Genomic DNA, 18,025 nt, shown 5'->3' on the forward strand with positions numbered 1-18,025 from the left:
GGGTTCCCCCGGTTTTGAGGACAGGTCGGTAAGGGTCACGTCATGACCACCAGACTGTCCATCGATGACCAACCCCACCAGAACCAGGCGTCGGTTCACGGCGCAGCAGAAAGCGGAGGCCGTGGAGCTCTGCCTGCAGGAGGGCCTCTCCTGCAATGCCGTCGCTGAGCGGCTTGGTCTTCCCTCCAGCAGCCTGGCCCGCTGGGTGCGGCAGGCCCGCATTGATCGAGGCCAGGCCGGTCCCCGCGACCAGGGCCTCCTCACCAGCGAGGAGCGCGCTGAACTCAGCCGGCTCCGCAAGGAGGTTCGAGAGCTCAGGAGAGAGAAGGATTTTTCAGGCTGGCGGCAGCGCACTTTGCGAAAGAGCAGCTGCCGCCGAGAGGTTTCGCCTGATCGATCAGCTGGCCGCTCAGCACTCGGTGGCCTGGTTGTGCCGGCAGCTGGGTGTGGCCCGCAGCGGCTTCTACGCCTGGCGGCAGCGGCAGGAGGCGCCGGGAAAGCGGGCGGCCGAGAACGCTTTGATCACCGCTGAGATCAAGGCGGTGTTCGGCGAGCACCGGGGCTTCTACGGCTCGCCCCGGATCCACCAGGAGCTGCGGGCCTCAGGCCGGCGGATCGGGCGCCACCGCGTTGCCCGGCTCATGCAGCGGGCCGAGCTGAGGGCCAGGACCCGCAAGCCGTTCAGGCCCTGCTCCAGGGCCAGCAGAGGAGCCGTTGGGGTGGTGGAGAACCTGCTCCAGCAGGACTTTCAGCCCCCGGCTCCAAATCGCTGCTGGGCGGGCGACATCACCTACATCCGCACCACCGCCGGCTGGCGCTACCTCGCCGTCTGGATCGATCTGTTCAGCCGCCGGGTGGTCGGCTGGGCGCTCGATCAGCGAATGGATGCCGCCCTGGTGGTTGAGGCCCTCAACCGGGCTCTCGGCCACCGGCAGGTGGAACCGGAGCAGCTGCTGCTGCACACGGATCAGGGCAGCCAGTACCGGGCCACCGACTACGGCGACCTGCTGAGGGAGCGCAAGATCGTCCGCAGCATGTCCGCCAAGGGCTGCTGCTGGGACAACGCTGTGGTGGAGAGCTTCTTCTCCACCATGAAACTGGAGCTCGGTCTCGATGACAATCGAGACACCTTGATCTCACCCCAGCAGCTGCAGCGGGATCTGGCCTTCTGGATCGAGGGCTACTACAACCGGGAACGGCGCCATTCAACGATCGGTTACCTAAGTCCGATCGACTACGAGCAGCAGTTCATCACTGCCCGTACACTCACTCCTGTGAACCCCTGATCAGTGTCCACGGAATCGGGGGAACCCCACGTTGTTGCTGGCCTACCGGAGGCTGCTGCAGGCAGGGGCTAGCGCCAGTCGAGACCTGGAACAAAGGGAATGATCGCCGGGGTGGATGCCATGAAGGCGGCATAGGTGGCGTGCATGGAGCACAGCCGCTGTTCTTCGCGACGGGCCTTCAGGCTGAGCACGGTCGCCAAGGCCAGCAGCAGGCCCAGATGCAGCAGGCTGCCGAGAGCCAGCGTCACCCCCAGGGAACAGAGCAGCAGCGACTGATACAGGGGATGGCGGCAGCGGGCGTAGGCGCCTTCGGTGACCAGGGGCGCTCCGGCGATCGGTTCGGGCAGCGGACTGAGACTGTCCCCCAGGTTCAGAGCTCCCTGGCCGCCGATGAACAGGCCGGTCAGGATCGTGAACCCAGCGATCAGTCGCATCGCCAGCGGCCAGTGAATCCCCAGTGCCGCCGGGGCAGGCGTTGGTGGCAGCCAGTGGGCGGAGATCAGGATCATCTGGGCCAGCACCCACCACTCGCCATGGCGGTTGTTCCGCAGACCTTCCCAGGAGAAGCCCCATTTCTGCAGTCGTTCGTTGAGGTGGCTCGGCATCGTGAGGTTGGTTGAAACAGGGGGGGGGGGGAGCTCATGGCTTCAGCCCAGTGATGTCAGCGGTGCGGAGGCAGGCCATGCAGGACCTGCACCACGTCGGGTGGCAGCATCACCTTCACGGCGCCCTCCCGGTCATCGGTCGGCACCTGCAGCCGCAGCGGCAGCACCTCACTCGGCCTCGGTTCCATGGCGTCGGCGTCGAACTGGGCCGAGGTCTCAGGGAGATCCGCCGCTCCGAGGGCCACCAATTCCCCACTGCGGTTCGGCAGCAGCCAGTCGCCGCCGAGTGCATCGCTCAGCAGCAGCGGCCGCTGGTGATCCACCGCCTGCCCGGGTGAGCGGGCGTTCAGGCGCAGGCGCCAGCCGGCTGGGTAGGCGGGATCGGGCTGCTCAAACAGGGTCAGGCCCCAGAGATGGCCCGAGGAGTCGGTGAGGCTCCAGCGCAGCGGATCGTCCGCTGCCGTGGCCTGGAGTGGCAGCAGCATCAACACCAGAGCAAGCAGAACAGCTGCAGCCACTGACCTCAGCAAGGGCCAAGGCGAGCAGCAGTGACCCGGGCGGCCAGCCCCTCGATCCACGGCAACAGGAATGCCCATAACGCCTATCGCAACATAACGTCGTTCAACGCTACTGTGTTAACAGGAGGATCGGGTGCCAGGTCGAGCCCCCGCTGGTGCGGGTCCATCAGCGCCTCCTGCGGCTCCAGCCCATCCCGTTCTCATGTCTGACGATGACGACAACCTCCCTGCCTCCCTCACGGATGGCGATGCACGAGTGCAATGTGCACAGGAGTTTCACCCTGCAACTCCAGGGGCCGGCGTGGCCGAGCCAGGCAAGAGCAATGAAACCGTTTCAAGACGATCATGATCAAGACCGTCCCATCTGGCACCAGCGCATCTGGATATCACTTGGAACGGCGGTTGTTGGCCTGATCCTGATGGCCTGCGTTCTGCTTGGCGTGGGAGCTCAGCCGATTGCCATGCTGCTTCCACGCCACCTGAGCCCACATTGGAGAGCGCCGTTGATCGTTATCTCGTTTCCATGCCGGGAGACTATTACGCTGTTCGCACAGTTCCAGCCTTAAAGCGCCTGATCGGAAGTGACGAGGCCTTGCTGGTTGATGTGCGCCAGCCCTCTGAATACCAGGCAGGACATATCCCAGGAGCCATCAACATTCCTCTCAAGGATCTCGAGCACCGCCTCGACCTCATCCCCACGGATCAAGCCGTGGTGTTGTATTGCTCGACGGGCTACCGATCAGCGATGGGAGTGATGGCACTCCAGTTGCAGGGATTTGATCAGGTCAGGGGATTCCCGCCCAGCTTTGCCGGCTGGCAGTCAGCCGGTGAGCCCATATCCCGATTGGATCCCTCTGGCGAGATTCAGGCTGGCGTGGCTCAGGCCTGACTGCTGCGCCGTCGCCCAGATCCCATGGCCAAAGATGCACCCCATGCGGCTCAGCTTTGAAAGCTTTGAGCGTCATGATCACCAGCAGCGGCCGCCTCCTGATCAGCGCCCTCAATCTGCCCACCCCCCGTCAGCTCGCTGTCATTCAGGGCCAGCAGTCTCATCCCTTCACCGTCATCCCGTTCCAGCCGCCATGGGCGAACGCAGGTTTCGATTCAGCCTGCAATGGAGTAGCTCAGAGTTGCCGGGTTTCGGCCTGTCTCTGATCTCAAGGGCATTCCGCTGCAGCGAGTGGAGGCGGAAGCCATCGCCTACATGCAGGAGCGCATCACGCTTAGCGCGCTTGGTTGAGCGAATCAGTGTTCGCCACAGAAGCGGAAGAAGCAAGCCATCAGACTTGATAGAAGTTTCATCGGTGAACATCCTGAGAGTTTGGGGCTTGTTCAGAACGACGCAAAAGCCACGGCACAGGCCGCATTGAGCAGTTCGGCTTCAGCCGGGGTATAGGGGCGCTCCCCATTGAGTTCCCCTCGCTGGCAGTCGGCCGTGGCTGAGAAGATGCGTCCGTCGTAATCAAACAGGAACTCCACGCCCTTGCTGCCGATGGGTTGCACCGAACCGAAGCGCAACCGGTAGGCACTGTTCGAAACAGGGATCGAATCACTGTTGGTGCTCACGGCATTGTTCACGGCGTTGGCGATGATCGCCGCCGAAGCCACCTGGCTGATCCCCCAGATCACCGAGGAGCCGTTCCACCACCACCAGCTGGGGCGGCTGTCCGACCAGCCGCTGCCATACCAGCCATGAGACCAGGGCCGCCGGCTGGACCAGGACGGTCCCACCCAGGTGGAGCGCGAGACGTTGACGGTGTTGCCGGCAATCACCGGCCGCGAATAGATCGGCCGGCGCCAGCGGGAGGATCCCGTGGCCACAGAGCGGCCGGTGCGGGCCGGCAGCGAAACGGCGTTGTTGCGGGACGAGCGGAAGTTGCCGGAGCCGGGGTTGCGGTCGACCCAGCCGCCGGCTGGTCTCTGGCTGCCGGAGCCCAGACCCCTCGGTGGTCGCAGCACCAGGTCGTTGCCTCGGCCACTGCTGCGCCCGCTGGCCCGGCCAGAGCTGGGCCCACCGCCGCGCTCATTGCTGCGGCCTTGAGAAGGCCGACGGGGGGGGTCGGCTGGACGATTCGGCGAACTCCGCTCGCCACTTCCGCGCCGGTCGCGACCATCGCCATCGGGACGTCGGAGGCGTTGGGACTGGGCGCGCAGCTCAGCCTGAGGCTCAGGGCGGGGGCTGAGGCCGGCGGAGAGGGCTCCAGGCTGGAGAGCGGCGATCAGGGCCAGGCTGGCGGAGGTGGTGCTGATCAAGGTGTTCATGGAGATCTCAGAACCCCTGATCGCAGGCTTCCCTCGTGTAGCAAATGGCCGCGATGCGTCCGTCGGCATCAAAGGTGGCCTTGATCACATCGCGTTGGAGGTCTGGAAACTGGGCACGAAGGCTGGCGAAGTAATTGGGATTCAGGGTGCAGATCGAGGCGGCGTCCTTGGACTGGAAACAGAGTTCGTTGTTGCCGAAATCCATGCTCAGCGCGCTCAGACCCGTCCAGGCCTTGGCGGTGTGATCCCAGATCTGTGCCCCCTCAGGGGAGTCGATCAGACGGATTGAGGTGACTGTGCTGTCAATGATGTGGCGGTAGACCGTGACGCCCTGGCCACCGATGGCCTCAATGCGGCAAGGCTGCTCCTCATCCCCGACGAGGCAGCGGGTGGTGAGGCTGTAGAGCGTGCCGCCGTTCGCCGCAGCCGGGAGGGCCAGGGCCAGGGCGCTGGTGGCGAGACCCGCCAGAACCGATCCAGCGCGGCGAAATCCCGAGACCAGACCGGGCGGCAGGCAGAGGGATGGATCCGTTGACGGATTGGGTTCCATGGTGCCTTCATCCATGACGGGGAACGATAACCGTTAGGGGATCCAAGAGAGCAGAACCCCACCCCCTTTTTCAACACATTCTTTCCCCGTCGAGCGCGAGATCAGCATGGCCATGACACTGGCGCAGCAATGGACTGGTGGGAGCAAGCCAACCGTCCGGCTATCGGGATGTCCCATCTGCGCCCTGACCAGTGACTGGATCGGTCACAACCATGCTGTCTGCGATGAGCTCACAGGGCAGGTTCCTGCTCTGGGCCGCGGTTCCTGGGCTCAGGATCAGATCCAACGGCTGATGACCACCCAGGGATTCACCCTGCGGCGCGCAGCGGAGACCTGGCTCGAGATGTTCGGCTTTGATGAAGCCAGCGAGCTCCAGGATCGAAGGTTCACACCTCGGCCAGCGTCCAAGGCTCAGGCCCAGCGCTGACGCAGCAGGCGCAGGCCGTTGGCGATCACCAGCAGGCTGGTGCCCATGTCGGCAACAACGGCCTGCCACATGGTGGCGCTGCCCGTGAGGGTGAGCAGCAGAAAGGCCGCCTTGATGCCGAGGGCAAGGCCGATGTTCTGCCAGAGCACCCGCCAGGTCTGCCGCGACAGAAGGATGGTGTCGGCCAGACGGTTCGGGTCGTCGTCCATCACCACCACATCGGCGGTGTCCATGGCGGTGTCACTGCCGGCGGCGCCCATGGCAAAGCCCACCGTCGCCCCGGCCAGGGCGGGCGCGTCATTGATGCCATCGCCCACCATGCCGGTGGGTCCCTCCTGTTGCAGAGCGAGCACCAGCTCCAGCTTCTGCTCCGGCAGCAGGCCGCTGTGAACCCGCTCGATGCCAGCCTGCCGGCCGACCAGCTCAGCCGTGAGGGCGTTGTCGCCACTGAGCATCACCAGCTTGAGGCCGAGGTGCTTCAGGCGCTCCACGGCCCTGGCGGCGCTGGGGCGAAGCGGATCGGCCGAGCCGCAGAGAGCCAGCACGCCCTGGGCGTCGGCCAACAGGCTGACGCTGCGGGCCCGCTGCTGCTGCTGCCTGATCCTGTCGCTGAGCTCCAGGGTGTCCAGACCCAGCTCCTGAATCCAGCGGTGGCTGGCGAGCCACAGGGGCCGACCCTCCACCAGGCCGCTCAGACCACGGCCGCCGCTGGCGCTCAGCTCCTCCACCGGCAGCCGCTCAGCATCCAGCCCCGCCGCGATGGCGCGGGAGATGGGGTGGTCCGAACGGCAGGCGAGGGAGGCGGCCCACCGGCGCAGCTGGCCGGCGGGGATGCGGCTGTCGATCACCTCGAAGGCCTCCAGCCTGGGGCGGCCGGTGGTGAGGGTGCCGGTCTTGTCGAAGGCCAGCAGGCGCAGATTGCGGGCCTGCTCCAGGTGGAGGCCGCCCTTGATCACGATGCCGCGCCGGGCGGCGGCGGTGAGTCCACTCACCAGGGTGACCGGGGTGGCGATCACCAGGGCACAGGGGCAGGCGATCACCAGCAGCACCAGGGCCCGGTACACCGCCTCGAGCGGTGTGAGCCCCAGCAGCACCGGGCTCAGCAGGGCCACCAAGAGCGCCAGCAGAAACACCACAGGCGTGTAGCGCGCCGCGAAGCGATCCACAAAGCGCTGGATGGGCGCCCGTGAGGCCTGGGCCTCCTCCACCGCGTGAATGATCCGGGCCAGGGTGCTGGTGGCCGCCGTGCAGGTGGAGCGGATCTCCAGGGCGCCGTCGGTGTTCAGAGTGCCGGCAAACACCGCATCACCGCTGGCCTTGTCCACCGGCAGGCTCTCGCCGGTCACCGGGGCCTGGTTGACGGCGCTGCGGCCGCTGAGCACCACCCCGTCGAGGGGAATCCGCTCGCCGGGCTCCACCCGCAGCCGTTGCCCCACCACCACGTGGCCCACTTCGGTGCGGGCCCACTCCCCAGGCCGTAACTCCACCGTGGCCAGCTCGGGGGCCAGCTGCATCAGGTTGCCGATGGCCTGGCGGGCCCGGTCTGCCGCCTGGGCCTCCAGCGCCTCGGCCAGGGCGTAGAGGGCCATCACCATGCCGGCTTCCGGCCAGTGACCGATCAGGAAGGCCCCGCTCACCGCCACAGCCATCAGGGCGTTGATGTTGAGCCGCCCCTGGCGCAGGGCAGCCAGTCCCTTGAGGTACACCGCCAGTCCTGCCAGGCCAATGGCGCTCGCCGACAGCCCCAGCACCAGGGCCTGCTGCGCCGCGGAGCCCGGCACCAGCACATTCACGGCCTCGGCGGCGGCAGCGAGCAGCAGGGCCAGAAGCATCCTGGCCCAGGGCACCGGAGCGACCCGGGGCGTGGATGCCGCAGTGCCCTCCAGCCGCTGGGGCGGGTAGCCGAGACGCTGCAGGAGCAGCTCCGCCTGGGCCAGGGCGGCCGCATCGGCGCGGATCAGCAGGCTGTGGCTGGCCAGCTGGAAGCGCAGCTCAGCAATGCCGGCCACATCGCTGAGGGCCTGGCGAATCTCCAGTTCCTCCGTGGCGCAATCGAGGGCAGGGATCCACCACACCTCGCCGTCAGGTCCCAGGCCGGAGGGGGTAGGCGGGCTGACCATCGGATCGGGCGGGGCTGGGGTCCGTAGCCAGCCTGGTGGAACTTCAGCCTGGCTGGATGGCAGCCGCGCATCGCGGAGCTGGACCAGCCAAGGGGGGCATGTCAGCCCCAGCGGAGATGATGGGTGCCGTTGCCAGAAGTGAAGGCCATGAAGCTGCCGGAAGGATGGACGGTGTGGCTGGCCGTGCTGGGGCTCAACGCCATGGCAGGCGCCATGTGGTTTCTGAACCGTGGCGTGGAGCGCCCCGAAGCCGGCGGCAGCCTCTGGGCCATGCTGCGCTCGCTCGGCCCCGGTGGCGTGGGATAGGCGCTGAGGGTCCACGACTGCGAGACGAGCAAGACGAGACGCGCAAGAAGGGAGCGTCCCTTGCGGTGTCTTGATCAGCATCGGGGTGATCATCTTGCTGGATCTGGCCTTCCTGGTGTCAGGCCGGAAGACACCTTCGGGGCGATTCTGCGGCAGGCCGGTATCAACGTGGAGTCGCATCAAGGGTGACGCCTCGCCGGGATCGAAGTGTCAGACGACCGCGTCGCGGATCATTCGCGGCGGCAGCTGCGCTGGCCCGGTAGGAGCCATCCTCCGCTTCCTCAACAATGAAAAGGATTTCCTGCATAGCGCCCTCCAATGGCACCAGTCTTGCGGCGGTGAGCGGGATGCCGCCCCTGACTGGGCAAAGGGACTGGGGCGGCACACCACCCCCCGGAGCCGTGTTGGCTTCAGCCGCAGCACTCCCACGCCAGAAGGGATTCCATCAATGGCGATGGCCTGACGGGCCGCCCAACACAAAACCTGGCCCAGGCGCCCGGCAGCCGCCAGCATCGCTCCATTGACACCAGCCCCTCCGCCACCTACCAGCGCCTGCGCGCGTTCATCGCCGAGGGGATGCGCATGAGCCCCATCGACCAACTCCTCATGCTCCTGGAACTGCTGGGCCACGGTGTTGCCTGCCAAGAGGCGGCCCCGCCCCGGCGCAGGAAGTGGCCTGGCGAAGAGGTGTTTGCCCACCACCGCAGCCCGATCAGCGGCTCGGTGAAAGTCCGGGTTGAGTTTGCGTGTGATCAGGAGCTGAACAGCTGGGGATGGCTCTGCGCAACGCGAACGGCGCACCAGCCGCCATCAGAGCTCAGCCTCAATCACTTGGTCCAACTGGTTAGCCAGGGCTGGAATGCTCTCGGAAACAATCTGCCAGATGGTGTCGTCTTCCAGGTCGAAATAGGCATGCGCCAGAACACCGCGGAGGCCAGCAATGCGTCGCCAGGGCACATCGGGGTGCCGCTCGCGGACCGCCGGCGGGATCTGCATTCCCGCTTCACCAAGAACCTCCAGGTTGCGCAGTACGGCGTCAACCACCATCTCGTCAGCAAGAAAGTGCTGGCGGGTGAGCCCCTGGCTGTATCGGAGCACTTTGGAGCAGCACAGCTGCATGTCCTGGAGGAACAGCGACCAATTACGGGCACTCCCCCCTTCAGGCAAGAGCAACGGCCTCCTGCTCGATCCGCTGCCGCAGTTCAGGGCGAAGTCCGCGGCGCGTCACCAGGTCCACCCGAGCGCTGAGCAGGTCTTCCAGGGCCAGCTTGAGGTCCATGTACTGCTCAAAACTGGGGCTGGAGGGGAAATCCACCAGCAGGTCCACGTCGCTCTGCAGCCCTGCCGCCCCGTGGATCACGGAGCCGAAAACGCGAAGATCCCGGCCACCGTGGGCGGCTGTGAGGGCGAGCAGCTCGGGGGCCATCTGCCTGAGCCGCAGAAGCGTGGGGGGCTGTCTGGGATCCATGGCTCCCATTCTGCTGCCCGCCACTGGCTCCCGCCAAGGCCACGGGCCACTCTGGCTGCATGCCCCCGCCCCCCTCCACCACCTACCAGCGCCTGCGGTAGTTCATCCCCAAGCGCATGTGCATGAGCCCCATCGACCAACCGCTGATGCCCATGGAACTCCTGGGCTGCCGCAGCCCCGCCCCCGCGCACAACGTGGCCCGGCGGATCCTGGCAAGCACATTGGTGGGCCGGGTTCAGCTTCTACGGCATCACCGCCTACGGCAACGGCGCCTACAACCTGATCGGCGGCGACGAACTGAGCTACACGAGCGCGAGGAGCTGCAGCAGCTGTGCCGCCAGCGCCTCGATGCCTTCCGTGAGCAGCGCGGCGAAGAGGTGTTTGCCCGCCGCAGCCCGATCACCGGCTCGGTGACAACAGGGCGGCTCCGACGCCATCAGAAACCTGCAGGCGCTCTGCTTCCGCGGTGTGCAGGCCAGCAAGGCCACCGCGAAGCAGGCTGTGTGTTCTGCGCGCTGGAGCTCATCACCGGGCGGATGGCTGGGATCGCGTAGCAGGTCCGAAACTCAATGCTTGGCAGTCGCCAGCGAACGCACAGCGATCAGATCCTGATCACCAATTGCTCGGAGGCTGCTCCTTGAAAGCGTCAACAGCGATTGGGTGCGTCCCGAAGCGGCAACAAACTCAACCTCGTAGTTAGCAGAGTCGTGTAGAGCTACGACAGCACCGAGATCGCCCAACCGCAGACCAGCATCAGGTATGTCGTGGGTGAGAGCAACTGTCTGGTGCAAGACGAACATGACTACCTCCGGAAATGCGGTGACGAGCCTTGGCTGCCAGGAATGATCGGGGATCAGCCAGACCGTTCTGAATGGCCTGGATGCTCCGTTGGGGCCTTTCAAAGTGGCACTGATGGCTACTTTCATCCCATAGGCGCTCATCTCGATCCGTTGAACCTTCCCAGTCTGCCCATGGTGGAGCAGATCATCACGAAGTCGTGTCCCAGATTCAACGGTGTAGCCGAGTGAACGAAATACCCTGGCCTTGAAGCGACCAACTGGATGCGTGTCTGAGAGCAGGTCGTCGTCGATCTTGGCTTCGTCAACGATCGCGTGGTCTGTATGGGGGAGCATCCGTGGGCCAGGCTGATCGCCGGGGCTTCTCCTCCACCAGTGCCACCCCCGTCTCACCCAGCCGGATGCCCCCATTGCTCACCGGAGGATCTTCCTCGCGTCCTTGAGGAGCAGAAGCAGTTGCTGCTGGCGCAGCGGCGATGGGGTGAATCCGAACCGGGTGTAAAAGTGTGCCGCGTCTTCGTCGATGGGATGGGTCAGGATCGCCCGAATTCCGGCCTGCTCGGCGATCACCAGCGTCCGACGGATCGCGTCCTGAAGCATCCCGACACCGATGCCACGTCCATGGTTCTCCCTTGACACGGCGAGCCTGGCCAGGATGACCACCGGCAGCGGAAATCGCCCCATGCCCTGACGGATGCGCTCTGGGGCCTCCAACGTGTCGACCTGGCCCACGGCGAGGCTGAAGTAGCCGGCGACGTGATTCTCGTCGCCTGCGACGACGAACGTTCTGGCTGAGCCACTGGTCTGGGCCTGGCGGGCATGGTGCAGTAGCCAGTGATTCATTGCGGGCCTGCCGCAGGCAAAGCCTTCCAGCTGGTGCTGGACGGCCAGCGGCTGCGGCGGCCGCCAGGTCAATGGGCGTCCCAGGGTGCCTGTCGGGCGAACAGATCACGCAGACCCTCTTTGGCCTGTTCGGGGCGGTCCAGCAGATCCATCAGGGCCTTGGCCTGGGAGCCCGAGACCATGAACAGGCGCTGATCAAGGAGCGCCTGCTCGGCAGCGAGACAGGCACTGTCGAGGACGAAGTCGGTGAGCGACTTGTGGGTCACCTCGGCGGCACGGCGCAGCACGGCTTCCTGCTCCGGCGTGGCGCGCAGGCCGAGCCGGGCTGAGCGCGCAGGAGGCGAAGCTCCGATGGCAGCCATGGCGAACCGTCTCCCAATTGAGCCACTCGACAACGTTAGTACAAACGACGCACGCAAGGGCGTCCCGCAGGGCTTCCCCTCCACCAGTGCCACCCCCCGTCTCACCCCAGCGAGGATGCCTATGCCCCGGCCACCCTCCGCCACCTACGAGCGCCTGCGCGCGTTCATCCAGACCGCCGCGATGGTGTTCCTGCGACCGGGCGAAGCCAGTGGCCGTCAGAATGGACCCATGACTTCCACGACAGCCTCCAAACCGATCGAGCCGAGGCTGGCGGGCATGGTTGCCGGCATTCGCGAGCTGATCCCTGCTGCCAACGTGCGTCTGTACTCCTGCGGAGAAGCCTGCGGCTACGGATCGAGGACCCGCGGTGATGGCCGGGCCGACTCCGATGTGGACCTGCTGATCACCGTGCCTGATGCCTGGCTGGCGCAGCGCGACCGCTTTGCGCTGCTCGCTGACCTCTGGGGTGCCGTGGCCCAGCCGGATCTGTCGGTCGACCTGGTGCTCCACTCGAGCAGCGAAGTGGCCCGCCGAGCCAAGGAGCCAGGCTCCCTGATGTATGAGGCCCTACGAGAGGGCGTTCTGCTCGATGGCCAGGCCTGAAGCGCTGCGGCTGCTGCGCATCGCCCGCCGCGACCTCAGGATGGCCCGCCGTCTGCAGGATCCAGAGGTGGAGAAAGCCAGCTGGGGCTGGGCCGCGCAGCAGTGTCTGGAGAAGACCCTCAAAGCCTGGCTGCTGCAACTCGCCTGAGATCACCACTCACCCACGAACTGCGTCGCCTGCGCCACATCACCGATTCGGGGCTCAGCGGTGGCTGAGGAACTGCTCCAGGGTCATGCCGATGTCCTTGGCGATCTGACGAAGCAGCGGGGGAGAGATATCACGTCCCCTGTGGACAGGAACTGTGGTGCAGCGTCCGCGAGGATCACGAAACTGCAGATGGGAGCCGCGTTGGCGAACCACATCGAAGCCCAGCTTCCGAAGAATGTCCGCCACCTCAGAGGACTTGAGGACGGGGGTTGAGCCCACGTTCAGGCCGGCACCACGATCTGCTGCAGGCCCACGAAGTCGCTTTCCAGGGCCGGCTCGCCGTCCTCCAGGAGCATGGTGATCACCTCCTGGAGGTTGGCCTGCAGCTCATCAAGGGTCTCCCCCTGGCTATGAGCGCCGGGGAAGCCAGGGACGTAGCCCACAAGCAGGCCCGTGTCCGCGCAGCGCTCGATCACGGCGGAGAACGTACGCACAGTCTCTGCTGCCTTCAGTGGATTCATCGTAGGCAACTCGCCAAGTCTTTCCGAAGGGATGACAAAGGGCATGGCATCGCCGCAGGGCTTCTGCCCCACAGGTGCCACCCCCCGTCACACCCCAGCCAGGATGCCCCCATGCCCTCGCACCCCTCCCCCACCTACGAGCGCCTGAGGCACACCATCGCCAAGCAGATGCGCATGAGCCCCATCGACCAACCGCTGATGCTCATGGAACAGCTGGGCCGCCACAGCCCGGCCCCAGCGCAGGACGTGGCTCACCGGCAACGGCATCGCGGCGATCATCAGCATCCTGCAGGCGCTCTGCTTCTGCTGCAATGCCGACAAGCCATGGCCATCGTTGGTCTCAGAGTTGCACCGGCAGGGATTGACTCAGATGGCTGGAATCTCATGCCACACCTACACAGCTTCAGATTGGATCTCAAGCACGCGATTGATCAGATCAGTGTCTTTCCCGTGTTGGATCAGCTGCAGAGCTGATTGGACCCGGAGCCACTGCTGTTCCGCACTCAAGCCAGCCTCCCTGAGGGCGATCACCCCAGGGTGCACCTCCATGGTGGCGGCCAAGCGAATGAAATCGCCCACGTTCACCGTGACCACAATCTGACCGCGGGCCAGGGCATGGGCGAAGACCGCGTCATCCTTGGCGCCAGCAAGACCGACATGCACAGCCGCCTCTGCCGGAATTTCCTGTTCACAGGCCCAGCGGGCCAGGCGCGGACTGAGATTTTCGTCGATCAACAGCCTCAAGGCATGATCCTTCAGCCGCGTTGCAGGGCGAGGGGGCGCCGAGGGCGGCCGGGAGGCTTGGGCAAGCGTGCCTGGATCTGCGCGTAATCGAGGGCCTGCCGGCTGAGCTGGGGGAAATCCTCTTCCAGCGTGCTGCGGCTGACGCCGGAGCGAAGCTGCTCCACAACCACGGCCACGGGAATCCTTGTGCCCCGGAACACAGGCTGCCCAGAACAGACGGCCGGAACGCTCTCCACCAGGGAATGGGGCCGCCTGTAGAGCCGATAGCGGTAACGCAGGTCCCGGCTCACGCCGAGGAGGTCGAAACGGAAGGGAACGGCACCTGTCTTGCGCAGCTCACCGGGGCCACGGGACCAGCCCCCTTGGGCTACCTGTCGCCGGGGCAGGCCCTCAGGCAACCGGTGAGTCTTCACGGTCAACACACGGAAAACCTCACGCTTCTGGTCAGGGGAGAGCTGCAGGCCCTCGGCGCTCAGACTGCTGACCACCTGGAAGTAGAGGAGCTCGCGAAAGCCAAGCCGCAACGGGCCTGCAGAGGAAGGCGATCCCGATGGAGCCAGCACGCGGCGGTATTCCTGAGCGAGCAGGCGGGCATCTGCTGCGAGCAGGGCGGCACCGACGGCGGGGGTGAGGTCAGAAGCCATCGCAAAACCATGGTTCAGCCTGAAGCAGAGTATAGACACTCAGGGCTGGCGGGGGTGCTGGTGAGCAAAGGCCGGCCTGAGGGGGCCGGCATGCCCAACCGAAGAGGGGTCCTCAAGACATCAGTGCCACCCCCGTCACACCCGCCTGGATACCCCCATGCCCGGCCCCGGCGCAGGACGTGACCCGACGGATCCTGGGCAACGGATGGTGGGAAAGGTGCTCACCGGCAACGGCATCACGACCTACGGCGATGGCCACGACAGCTTGATCGGCGGCAAGACGCCAGGGGCATCATGCTGCCGGTCAAGCGCAGGGGGCTGCGAGAGCAACGCATCTGCAGGCCCCCGCTACGGTGAAACCATCTGGTCTCCGGCCCTGCCGGCACGGCGCGTGGTGAATGACCTACTGACCCTGCCCCTGGCGCAACGGCTGGAGCTGGTGCAGACCCTTTGGGACTCCATCGCCGCCGAGCAGATCGGCCCAGAACTCACGGAACCTGATCGCCAACTGATCGATCAGCGGCTGGAGCGCTTCCTGGCGGACGGTGACCCCGGCCTTGATGCAGATGCGGTGCTGGACTCCCTGGAGCAGTCCCTCTGAACATGAGGCTTCGGCTCCGCCCCGAAGCCCAGCTCGATCTCGAGGCTGCGGCCCGCTGGTACGAAGCTCAGGAGCAGGGCCTGGGTCGGCTTTTTCTGGAACAGGTGCGCGTGACCTTCCATCGCATCCGCAGCAACCCTGAGGCCTACGCCGTGGGCTACCGCAGCACCCGTCGAGCCCTGATCCGGCGCTTCCCCTACGGCGTCATCTACCTGCCGGTTCCCGAGCAGAACAGCATCGTGGTGCTGGCCGTGCTGCATTGCGGCCGCGACCCAAAGCTCTGGCGACAACGCTCCACACCTTGAGATGGGTGGTCTCCGAGGCCATAACCACCATCAGATGTGGCTGGAGCCCTTGTTTCCCTGGCCGAGGCGTGCTGCGAGCGAAGGTCCAGCACTGGAGCAGCTCAGCCACACCCGGAGCCAGGCTCCCTGCAGCCGCATCACAGCCACGCCAGAAGGGATCCCAGCTGGGGCTCCTGCTTGACGGGCCGCCCAAAACAAAACCTGGCCCGGTCGCCCCGCAGCCGCCAGCATCGCTCCATGGCCTCCAGCCCCTCTGCTGCCTTCCTTCGCCTGCGGCAGACCACCGCCCGGCGGATCCTGGCAAGCGCATGGTGGGCCGGGTTCACCTTCAACGGCATCACCGCCGATGACGATGGCCACGACAGCCTGATCGGCGGCGACGAGTTGAGCGATGGCGGTACCTGGCCGAAGGCCATCGTGGCGGAGCCACGACGCGACGAACTGCTTGAGCTCTGCTGGGAACGTCTCGACGCATTCCGAGGCCATCGGCATGCTGCAGGCCCTGTTCTTCGGCCTCATGGAGAAGGCCGAGTCGCCCCAAGGCGAGCGCGAATCCAGATCGGATCGCGACGACAATCGAGGATGGCGTAGATGTCGATACTCGTCGCCTCCATCACGTCGTAAAGCGCAAATAGAACAACCAACCGTTCCGGAGATCATCCCTGGCCGCATCAAGGAGCCTGATATCCACGAAGCTCGGCCTTGAGGTCAGTCATGGCGTCGTTCCAAGACTGAAACCGGGCGGAACCCTGCTCCAGCTGGTTGCGGCGCCGCCGTAATTCATCGCGATGCCAGGCAGGCGATACGACCTGATCGGGCGTGGCGGAGAGATCCGCCCATAGGAGTTCCATCGCCTCAAGTTTGTCTTCCAGACTCATCTGGCCCAGGGGAAGATTCGCCGCCATCAGCCGAGGCCTCCAAAGGGGCATGGCATGGATTTTAGAACCAATGCAGTCAGCAAAACGAAGCAGGCCAGGAGTCCAGAGGGCTGTTGTCCTCCTGACAGGTGCCACCCCCGTCACACCCCAGCCAGGATGCCCCCATGCCCCCGCCCCCGCCGCAGCCCCGCCCCCGCGCAGGACGTGGCCCGCCGGATCCTGGTAAGTCCATGGTAGGCAAGGTGCTCACCGGCAACGGCATCACCCTCTGCGAGAAGGGCACTTACGCCCTGGTGGGCGGCGAGGAGCTGAGCGACGCCGAGCGCGACCAGCTGCTGCAGCTCTGCCGCCAGCGCCTTGATGCCTTCCGCCAGCAGCGGGGTGAGGAGGTGTTCGCCCACAGGAGCCGCCACCGCACAGCGATCAGCGGCTCGATCAAAGTCCGGGTGCTCACTCGCGCCAGAGGCCGCTGCGAGTGCTGCGGAGCCCATGAGCACCAGCGGGCCCTGGAGGTGGACCACATCGTGCCCAGGAACCAGGGCGGTTCCGACGACCTCAGCAACCTGCAGGCCCTCGGCTTCCACTGCAATGCCGGCAAGCGCCATCCCGCGCGAGGCGGGCTGTGTGTTCTGCACGCTGGAGGGCAGCGGCCGGGTGCGGCTGGAGGACGAGCTGAGGTTCAGAGCCTGACAACCAATGCCTTCCGACTCAACTCAATGAGGACGTGGCTTTCGAACAGGTGGATCAGCTCCGGCAGAGCACGAAGCAGCAACGCAGTGAGATCCGGGTTGCCGATGTTGCCCGTGGCGACAACCAGGAGCCTGGCTGGAGTGCCGCGCAACAGATGACTGCGAACAAAATCAGCATCCTTGCTGAAGACAACACGTTGATCACGATTCGCGATGGCGGAAATCACCCGATCGGAGCTGCGATTGCCTGCAGGTAGATCAAGGGTATGCAGAACATCGCATCCCAATGCCTCCAGAGGCCGAACAAGAGATCGAGGCAGCTGGGCATCCAGCAGGATTCTCATGCAGAGAGAAGTTCAATGCGCTGAACTCGTGACAGCTGAGTTGCGTACTCCAGCACTGCTGTGATGTCGGCAGCCACAAGATCAGGGTAATCGGCAAGAATTTCCGACGCACTCATTCCTGCAGACAGCAATTCAAGTATCATCTCCACGGGATAACGCAACCCGCGGATCGTTGGCTTCCCGTGACAGATCTCAGGGTCGATGGTGATGCGACCAAGCTGGTCTGTCATGGCGGCTCCCTGGGTTTTCCAGCCTAAGCGGCACAGAGGCTCATGACGATCGGCTGGATTTGGCGCTGACATGGGTCCTTGGTGGGTCTCCCCTTACATGTTCACCCCCCAGCCAGCATCCCCCCATGCCCCCGCCCCCCTCCGCCGCCTACGAGCGCCTGCGGCACTAAATCGCCGAACGCATGCGCATGAGCCACATCTACCAACCGCTGATGCTCATGGAACTCCTAGGGCGCCGCAGCCCCGCCCCGGCGCAGGACGTAGCCCGCCGGATCCTGGGGGAAGACGTGACCCAGATCGACTACTACACGGAACGCGTGAAACGCATGGTGGGCAAGGTGCTCACGGGCAACGGCATCACCCGCTGCGAGAGGGGCACCTACGCCCTGGTGGGCGGCGACGAGCTGAGCGATGCCGAACGCGACCAGCTGCTGGAGCTGTGCCGCCAGCGCCTCGATGCGTTCCGCCAGCAGCGGGGCGAGGAGGTGTTCGCCCACAGGAGCCGCCACCGCACGCCGATCAGCGGCTCGATCAAGTACCGGGTGCTCACCCGCGCCCGAGGCCGCTGCGAGTGCTGCGGGGCACACGAGCACCAGCGAGCCCTGGAGGTGGATCACATCGTGCCCAGAAACCACGGCGGCTCCGACTGTCCGACGACAATCTGGTTGAGGGGTCGCGCCAAACAGGTTGACCGCTCTGGAGTGGATCAGCTGAATCCGGTTGCCATGCGCAGGGCACCGGGCCATGCCTGCTCCCCTCAACGCTCACCAGAT

28 protein-coding genes and 2 pseudogenes are annotated in these 18,025 nt (G+C 65.5%); 12 read left to right on the forward strand and 18 right to left on the reverse strand.

Annotated features, from left to right (window positions below):
* Nucleotides 1–64: 64 nt before the first annotated feature.
* A pseudogene (locus IQ220_RS16470) lies at nt 65–265 on the forward strand (transposase); the annotation flags it as partial.
* A complete protein-coding gene (locus IQ220_RS05995; RefSeq protein WP_193913590.1) occupies nt 222–1,286 on the forward strand; it encodes an IS3 family transposase in 1,065 nt (354 codons plus the stop codon). The pseudogene IQ220_RS16470 and the gene IQ220_RS05995, both read left to right, overlap by 44 nt.
* Nucleotides 1,287–1,354: 68 nt before the next feature.
* Here the strand turns inward: IQ220_RS05995 and IQ220_RS06000 are convergent, their stop codons facing one another.
* Together IQ220_RS06000 and IQ220_RS06005 are read right to left on the reverse strand one after the other, a co-directional pair.
* Nucleotides 1,355–1,891 (reverse strand): isoprenylcysteine carboxylmethyltransferase family protein, encoded by a 537-nt coding sequence (locus IQ220_RS06000; protein WP_193913592.1) that lies wholly within the window; start codon nt 1,889–1,891, stop codon nt 1,355–1,357.
* 56 nt (nt 1,892–1,947) lie between these two features.
* The gene (locus IQ220_RS06005) at nt 1,948–2,376 is read right to left on the reverse strand and encodes a DUF3122 domain-containing protein (protein WP_228008888.1); all 429 of its coding nucleotides are present in this window, start codon (nt 2,374–2,376) and stop codon (nt 1,948–1,950) included.
* 523 nt (nt 2,377–2,899) lie between these two features.
* Here IQ220_RS06005 and IQ220_RS06010 point away from each other — a divergent pair.
* On the forward strand, nt 2,900–3,298 hold the full coding sequence (locus tag IQ220_RS06010; RefSeq protein ID WP_228008889.1) for a rhodanese-like domain-containing protein: 399 nt from the start codon (nt 2,900–2,902) through the stop codon (nt 3,296–3,298).
* A 443-nt stretch (nt 3,299–3,741) separates the two neighbouring features.
* Here IQ220_RS06010 and IQ220_RS06015 read toward each other — a convergent pair whose 3' ends face one another.
* From IQ220_RS06015 to IQ220_RS06025, 3 genes are all read right to left on the reverse strand, one after another.
* Nucleotides 3,742–4,671 (reverse strand): hypothetical protein, encoded by a 930-nt coding sequence (locus IQ220_RS06015; protein WP_193913597.1) that lies wholly within the window; start codon nt 4,669–4,671, stop codon nt 3,742–3,744.
* A gap of 7 nt (nt 4,672–4,678) precedes the next feature.
* Nucleotides 4,679–5,236: a hypothetical protein gene (locus IQ220_RS06020; RefSeq protein WP_193913599.1), complete on the reverse strand. Its 558-nt coding sequence runs from the start codon at nt 5,234–5,236 to the stop codon at nt 4,679–4,681.
* A 396-nt stretch (nt 5,237–5,632) separates the two neighbouring features.
* Complete coding sequence (locus tag IQ220_RS06025) at nt 5,633–7,768, reverse strand: cation-translocating P-type ATPase (protein WP_193913601.1); 2,136 nt, start codon at nt 7,766–7,768, stop codon at nt 5,633–5,635.
* 147 nt (nt 7,769–7,915) lie between these two features.
* Between IQ220_RS06025 and IQ220_RS06030 the strand changes: the two genes are divergently transcribed.
* Complete coding sequence (locus IQ220_RS06030) at nt 7,916–8,074, forward strand: hypothetical protein (protein ID WP_186700906.1); 159 nt, start codon at nt 7,916–7,918, stop codon at nt 8,072–8,074.
* A gap of 810 nt (nt 8,075–8,884) precedes the next feature.
* Here IQ220_RS06030 and IQ220_RS06035 read toward each other — a convergent pair.
* Both IQ220_RS06035 and IQ220_RS06040 read right to left on the reverse strand, forming a co-directional pair.
* A complete protein-coding gene (locus tag IQ220_RS06035) occupies nt 8,885–9,193 on the reverse strand; it encodes a DUF86 domain-containing protein (RefSeq protein WP_193913742.1) in 309 nt (102 codons plus the stop codon).
* A 40-nt stretch (nt 9,194–9,233) separates the two neighbouring features.
* Nucleotides 9,234–9,500, reverse strand: a complete 267-nt coding sequence (locus IQ220_RS06040) for a nucleotidyltransferase family protein (protein ID WP_193913603.1) — start codon at nt 9,498–9,500, stop codon at nt 9,234–9,236.
* Nucleotides 9,501–9,664: 164 nt separating this feature from the next.
* Between IQ220_RS06040 and IQ220_RS06045 the strand changes: the two genes are divergently transcribed.
* The gene (locus IQ220_RS06045; RefSeq protein ID WP_193913605.1) at nt 9,665–10,096 is read left to right on the forward strand and encodes a hypothetical protein; all 432 of its coding nucleotides are present in this window, start codon (nt 9,665–9,667) and stop codon (nt 10,094–10,096) included.
* Between the two features lie 12 nt (nt 10,097–10,108).
* Here IQ220_RS06045 and IQ220_RS15620 read toward each other — a convergent pair whose 3' ends face one another.
* The 3 genes from IQ220_RS15620 to IQ220_RS06065 form a co-directional block, all read right to left on the reverse strand.
* Complete coding sequence (locus IQ220_RS15620; protein ID WP_228008890.1) at nt 10,109–10,675, reverse strand: DUF4926 domain-containing protein; 567 nt, start codon at nt 10,673–10,675, stop codon at nt 10,109–10,111.
* A 78-nt stretch (nt 10,676–10,753) separates the two neighbouring features.
* Nucleotides 10,754–11,254, reverse strand: coding sequence for a GNAT family N-acetyltransferase (locus IQ220_RS06060; protein ID WP_193913607.1), 501 nt, complete (start codon nt 11,252–11,254; stop codon nt 10,754–10,756).
* On the reverse strand, nt 11,251–11,544 hold the full coding sequence (locus tag IQ220_RS06065) for a DUF1778 domain-containing protein (RefSeq protein WP_193913609.1): 294 nt from the start codon (nt 11,542–11,544) through the stop codon (nt 11,251–11,253). Before IQ220_RS06065 ends, IQ220_RS06060 begins: the two co-directional genes overlap by 4 nt.
* Nucleotides 11,545–11,665: 121 nt before the next feature.
* Between IQ220_RS06065 and IQ220_RS06070 the strand changes: the two genes are divergently transcribed.
* Nucleotides 11,666–12,148, forward strand: a complete 483-nt coding sequence (locus IQ220_RS06070) for a nucleotidyltransferase domain-containing protein (protein WP_193913611.1) — start codon at nt 11,666–11,668, stop codon at nt 12,146–12,148.
* The gene (locus IQ220_RS06075; RefSeq protein WP_228008891.1) at nt 12,135–12,296 is read left to right on the forward strand and encodes a HEPN domain-containing protein; all 162 of its coding nucleotides are present in this window, start codon (nt 12,135–12,137) and stop codon (nt 12,294–12,296) included. The genes IQ220_RS06070 and IQ220_RS06075 overlap by 14 nt, the downstream gene beginning before the upstream one ends.
* Nucleotides 12,297–12,350: 54 nt before the next feature.
* On the opposite strand, the gene IQ220_RS06080 is transcribed toward IQ220_RS06075, so the two are convergent.
* The 4 genes from IQ220_RS06080 to IQ220_RS06095 form a co-directional block, all read right to left on the reverse strand.
* Entirely contained in the window at nt 12,351–12,575 is a 225-nt protein-coding gene (locus IQ220_RS06080; protein ID WP_193814413.1) for a type II toxin-antitoxin system HicA family toxin, read from the reverse strand.
* 2 nt (nt 12,576–12,577) lie between these two features.
* Nucleotides 12,578–12,790 (reverse strand): type II toxin-antitoxin system HicB family antitoxin, encoded by a 213-nt coding sequence (locus tag IQ220_RS06085; protein WP_193913615.1) that lies wholly within the window; start codon nt 12,788–12,790, stop codon nt 12,578–12,580.
* Between the two features lie 420 nt (nt 12,791–13,210).
* Entirely contained in the window at nt 13,211–13,552 is a 342-nt protein-coding gene (locus IQ220_RS06090) for a DUF5615 family PIN-like protein (RefSeq protein WP_193913617.1), read from the reverse strand.
* Nucleotides 13,553–13,572: 20 nt separating this feature from the next.
* Entirely contained in the window at nt 13,573–14,205 is a 633-nt protein-coding gene (locus IQ220_RS06095) for a DUF433 domain-containing protein (protein ID WP_193913619.1), read from the reverse strand.
* Between the two features lie 205 nt (nt 14,206–14,410).
* Between IQ220_RS06095 and IQ220_RS06100 the strand changes: the two genes are divergently transcribed.
* From IQ220_RS06100 to IQ220_RS06110, 3 genes are all read left to right on the forward strand, one after another.
* Nucleotides 14,411–14,806 (forward strand): addiction module protein, encoded by a 396-nt coding sequence (locus tag IQ220_RS06100; protein ID WP_193913621.1) that lies wholly within the window; start codon nt 14,411–14,413, stop codon nt 14,804–14,806.
* 2 nt (nt 14,807–14,808) lie between these two features.
* Nucleotides 14,809–15,111 (forward strand): type II toxin-antitoxin system RelE/ParE family toxin, encoded by a 303-nt coding sequence (locus tag IQ220_RS06105; RefSeq protein WP_228008894.1) that lies wholly within the window; start codon nt 14,809–14,811, stop codon nt 15,109–15,111.
* Nucleotides 15,112–15,348: 237 nt separating this feature from the next.
* On the forward strand, nt 15,349–15,702 hold the full coding sequence (locus IQ220_RS06110; protein ID WP_193913623.1) for a hypothetical protein: 354 nt from the start codon (nt 15,349–15,351) through the stop codon (nt 15,700–15,702).
* Between the two features lie 80 nt (nt 15,703–15,782).
* On the opposite strand, the gene IQ220_RS06115 is transcribed toward IQ220_RS06110, so the two are convergent.
* Nucleotides 15,783–16,016, reverse strand: a complete 234-nt coding sequence (locus IQ220_RS06115; protein WP_186699901.1) for an addiction module protein — start codon at nt 16,014–16,016, stop codon at nt 15,783–15,785.
* Between the two features lie 113 nt (nt 16,017–16,129).
* Nucleotides 16,130–16,594: a hypothetical protein gene (locus tag IQ220_RS15625; protein ID WP_228008945.1), complete on the reverse strand. Its 465-nt coding sequence runs from the start codon at nt 16,592–16,594 to the stop codon at nt 16,130–16,132.
* Here IQ220_RS15625 and IQ220_RS16475 point away from each other — a divergent pair.
* A complete protein-coding gene (locus IQ220_RS16475) occupies nt 16,514–16,837 on the forward strand; it encodes a hypothetical protein (RefSeq protein ID WP_370566350.1) in 324 nt (107 codons plus the stop codon). The genes IQ220_RS15625 and IQ220_RS16475 overlap by 81 nt on opposite strands.
* Here the strand turns inward: IQ220_RS16475 and IQ220_RS06125 are convergent.
* Nucleotides 16,765–17,022: pseudogene (locus tag IQ220_RS06125) on the reverse strand (DUF5615 family PIN-like protein); the annotation flags it as partial. The gene IQ220_RS16475 and the pseudogene IQ220_RS06125 overlap by 73 nt on opposite strands.
* The gene (locus IQ220_RS06130; protein ID WP_193913627.1) at nt 17,019–17,252 is read right to left on the reverse strand and encodes a DUF433 domain-containing protein; all 234 of its coding nucleotides are present in this window, start codon (nt 17,250–17,252) and stop codon (nt 17,019–17,021) included. The pseudogene IQ220_RS06125 and the gene IQ220_RS06130, both read right to left, overlap by 4 nt.
* A gap of 188 nt (nt 17,253–17,440) precedes the next feature.
* Between IQ220_RS06130 and IQ220_RS06135 the strand changes: the two genes are divergently transcribed.
* A partial coding sequence (locus tag IQ220_RS06135) for an HNH endonuclease (RefSeq protein WP_228008895.1) occupies nt 17,441–18,025 on the forward strand: 585 nt, incomplete at its 3' end.

This window comes from Cyanobium sp. LEGE 06113, from assembly GCF_015207615.1.

Bases quoted from the DNA above. Each gene is read 5' to 3' on its own strand.
- IQ220_RS06065 (WP_193913609.1), bottom strand. From the start codon at position 11,544: ATGGCTGCCATCGGAGCTTCGCCTCCTGCGCGCTCAGCCCGGCTCGGC.
- IQ220_RS06045 (WP_193913605.1), top strand. From the start codon at position 9,665: ATGAGCCCCATCGACCAACCGCTGATGCCCATGGAACTCCTGGGCTGC.
- IQ220_RS06115 (WP_186699901.1), bottom strand. From the start codon at position 16,016: ATGGCGGCGAATCTTCCCCTGGGCCAGATGAGTCTGGAAGACAAACTT.
- IQ220_RS06105 (WP_228008894.1), top strand. From the start codon at position 14,809: ATGAGGCTTCGGCTCCGCCCCGAAGCCCAGCTCGATCTCGAGGCTGCG.
- IQ220_RS06020 (WP_193913599.1), bottom strand. From the start codon at position 5,236: ATGGATGAAGGCACCATGGAACCCAATCCGTCAACGGATCCATCCCTC.
- IQ220_RS06070 (WP_193913611.1), top strand. From the start codon at position 11,666: ATGCCCCGGCCACCCTCCGCCACCTACGAGCGCCTGCGCGCGTTCATC.
- IQ220_RS06130 (WP_193913627.1), bottom strand. From the start codon at position 17,252: ATGACAGACCAGCTTGGTCGCATCACCATCGACCCTGAGATCTGTCAC.
- IQ220_RS06100 (WP_193913621.1), top strand. From the start codon at position 14,411: ATGGTGGGAAAGGTGCTCACCGGCAACGGCATCACGACCTACGGCGAT.
- IQ220_RS06040 (WP_193913603.1), bottom strand. From the start codon at position 9,500: ATGGCCCCCGAGCTGCTCGCCCTCACAGCCGCCCACGGTGGCCGGGAT.
- IQ220_RS06025 (WP_193913601.1), bottom strand. From the start codon at position 7,768: ATGGTCAGCCCGCCTACCCCCTCCGGCCTGGGACCTGACGGCGAGGTG.
- IQ220_RS06000 (WP_193913592.1), bottom strand. From the start codon at position 1,891: ATGCCGAGCCACCTCAACGAACGACTGCAGAAATGGGGCTTCTCCTGG.
- IQ220_RS06005 (WP_228008888.1), bottom strand. From the start codon at position 2,376: ATGCTGCTGCCACTCCAGGCCACGGCAGCGGACGATCCGCTGCGCTGG.
- IQ220_RS06095 (WP_193913619.1), bottom strand. From the start codon at position 14,205: ATGGCTTCTGACCTCACCCCCGCCGTCGGTGCCGCCCTGCTCGCAGCA.
- IQ220_RS06075 (WP_228008891.1), top strand. From the start codon at position 12,135: ATGGCCAGGCCTGAAGCGCTGCGGCTGCTGCGCATCGCCCGCCGCGAC.
- IQ220_RS06015 (WP_193913597.1), bottom strand. From the start codon at position 4,671: ATGAACACCTTGATCAGCACCACCTCCGCCAGCCTGGCCCTGATCGCC.
- IQ220_RS15620 (WP_228008890.1), bottom strand. From the start codon at position 10,675: ATGCTCCCCCATACAGACCACGCGATCGTTGACGAAGCCAAGATCGAC.
- IQ220_RS06030 (WP_186700906.1), top strand. From the start codon at position 7,916: ATGAAGCTGCCGGAAGGATGGACGGTGTGGCTGGCCGTGCTGGGGCTC.
- IQ220_RS06035 (WP_193913742.1), bottom strand. From the start codon at position 9,193: ATGCAGCTGTGCTGCTCCAAAGTGCTCCGATACAGCCAGGGGCTCACC.
- IQ220_RS06110 (WP_193913623.1), top strand. From the start codon at position 15,349: ATGGCCTCCAGCCCCTCTGCTGCCTTCCTTCGCCTGCGGCAGACCACC.
- IQ220_RS15625 (WP_228008945.1), bottom strand. From the start codon at position 16,594: ATGGCGCTTGCCGGCATTGCAGTGGAAGCCGAGGGCCTGCAGGTTGCT.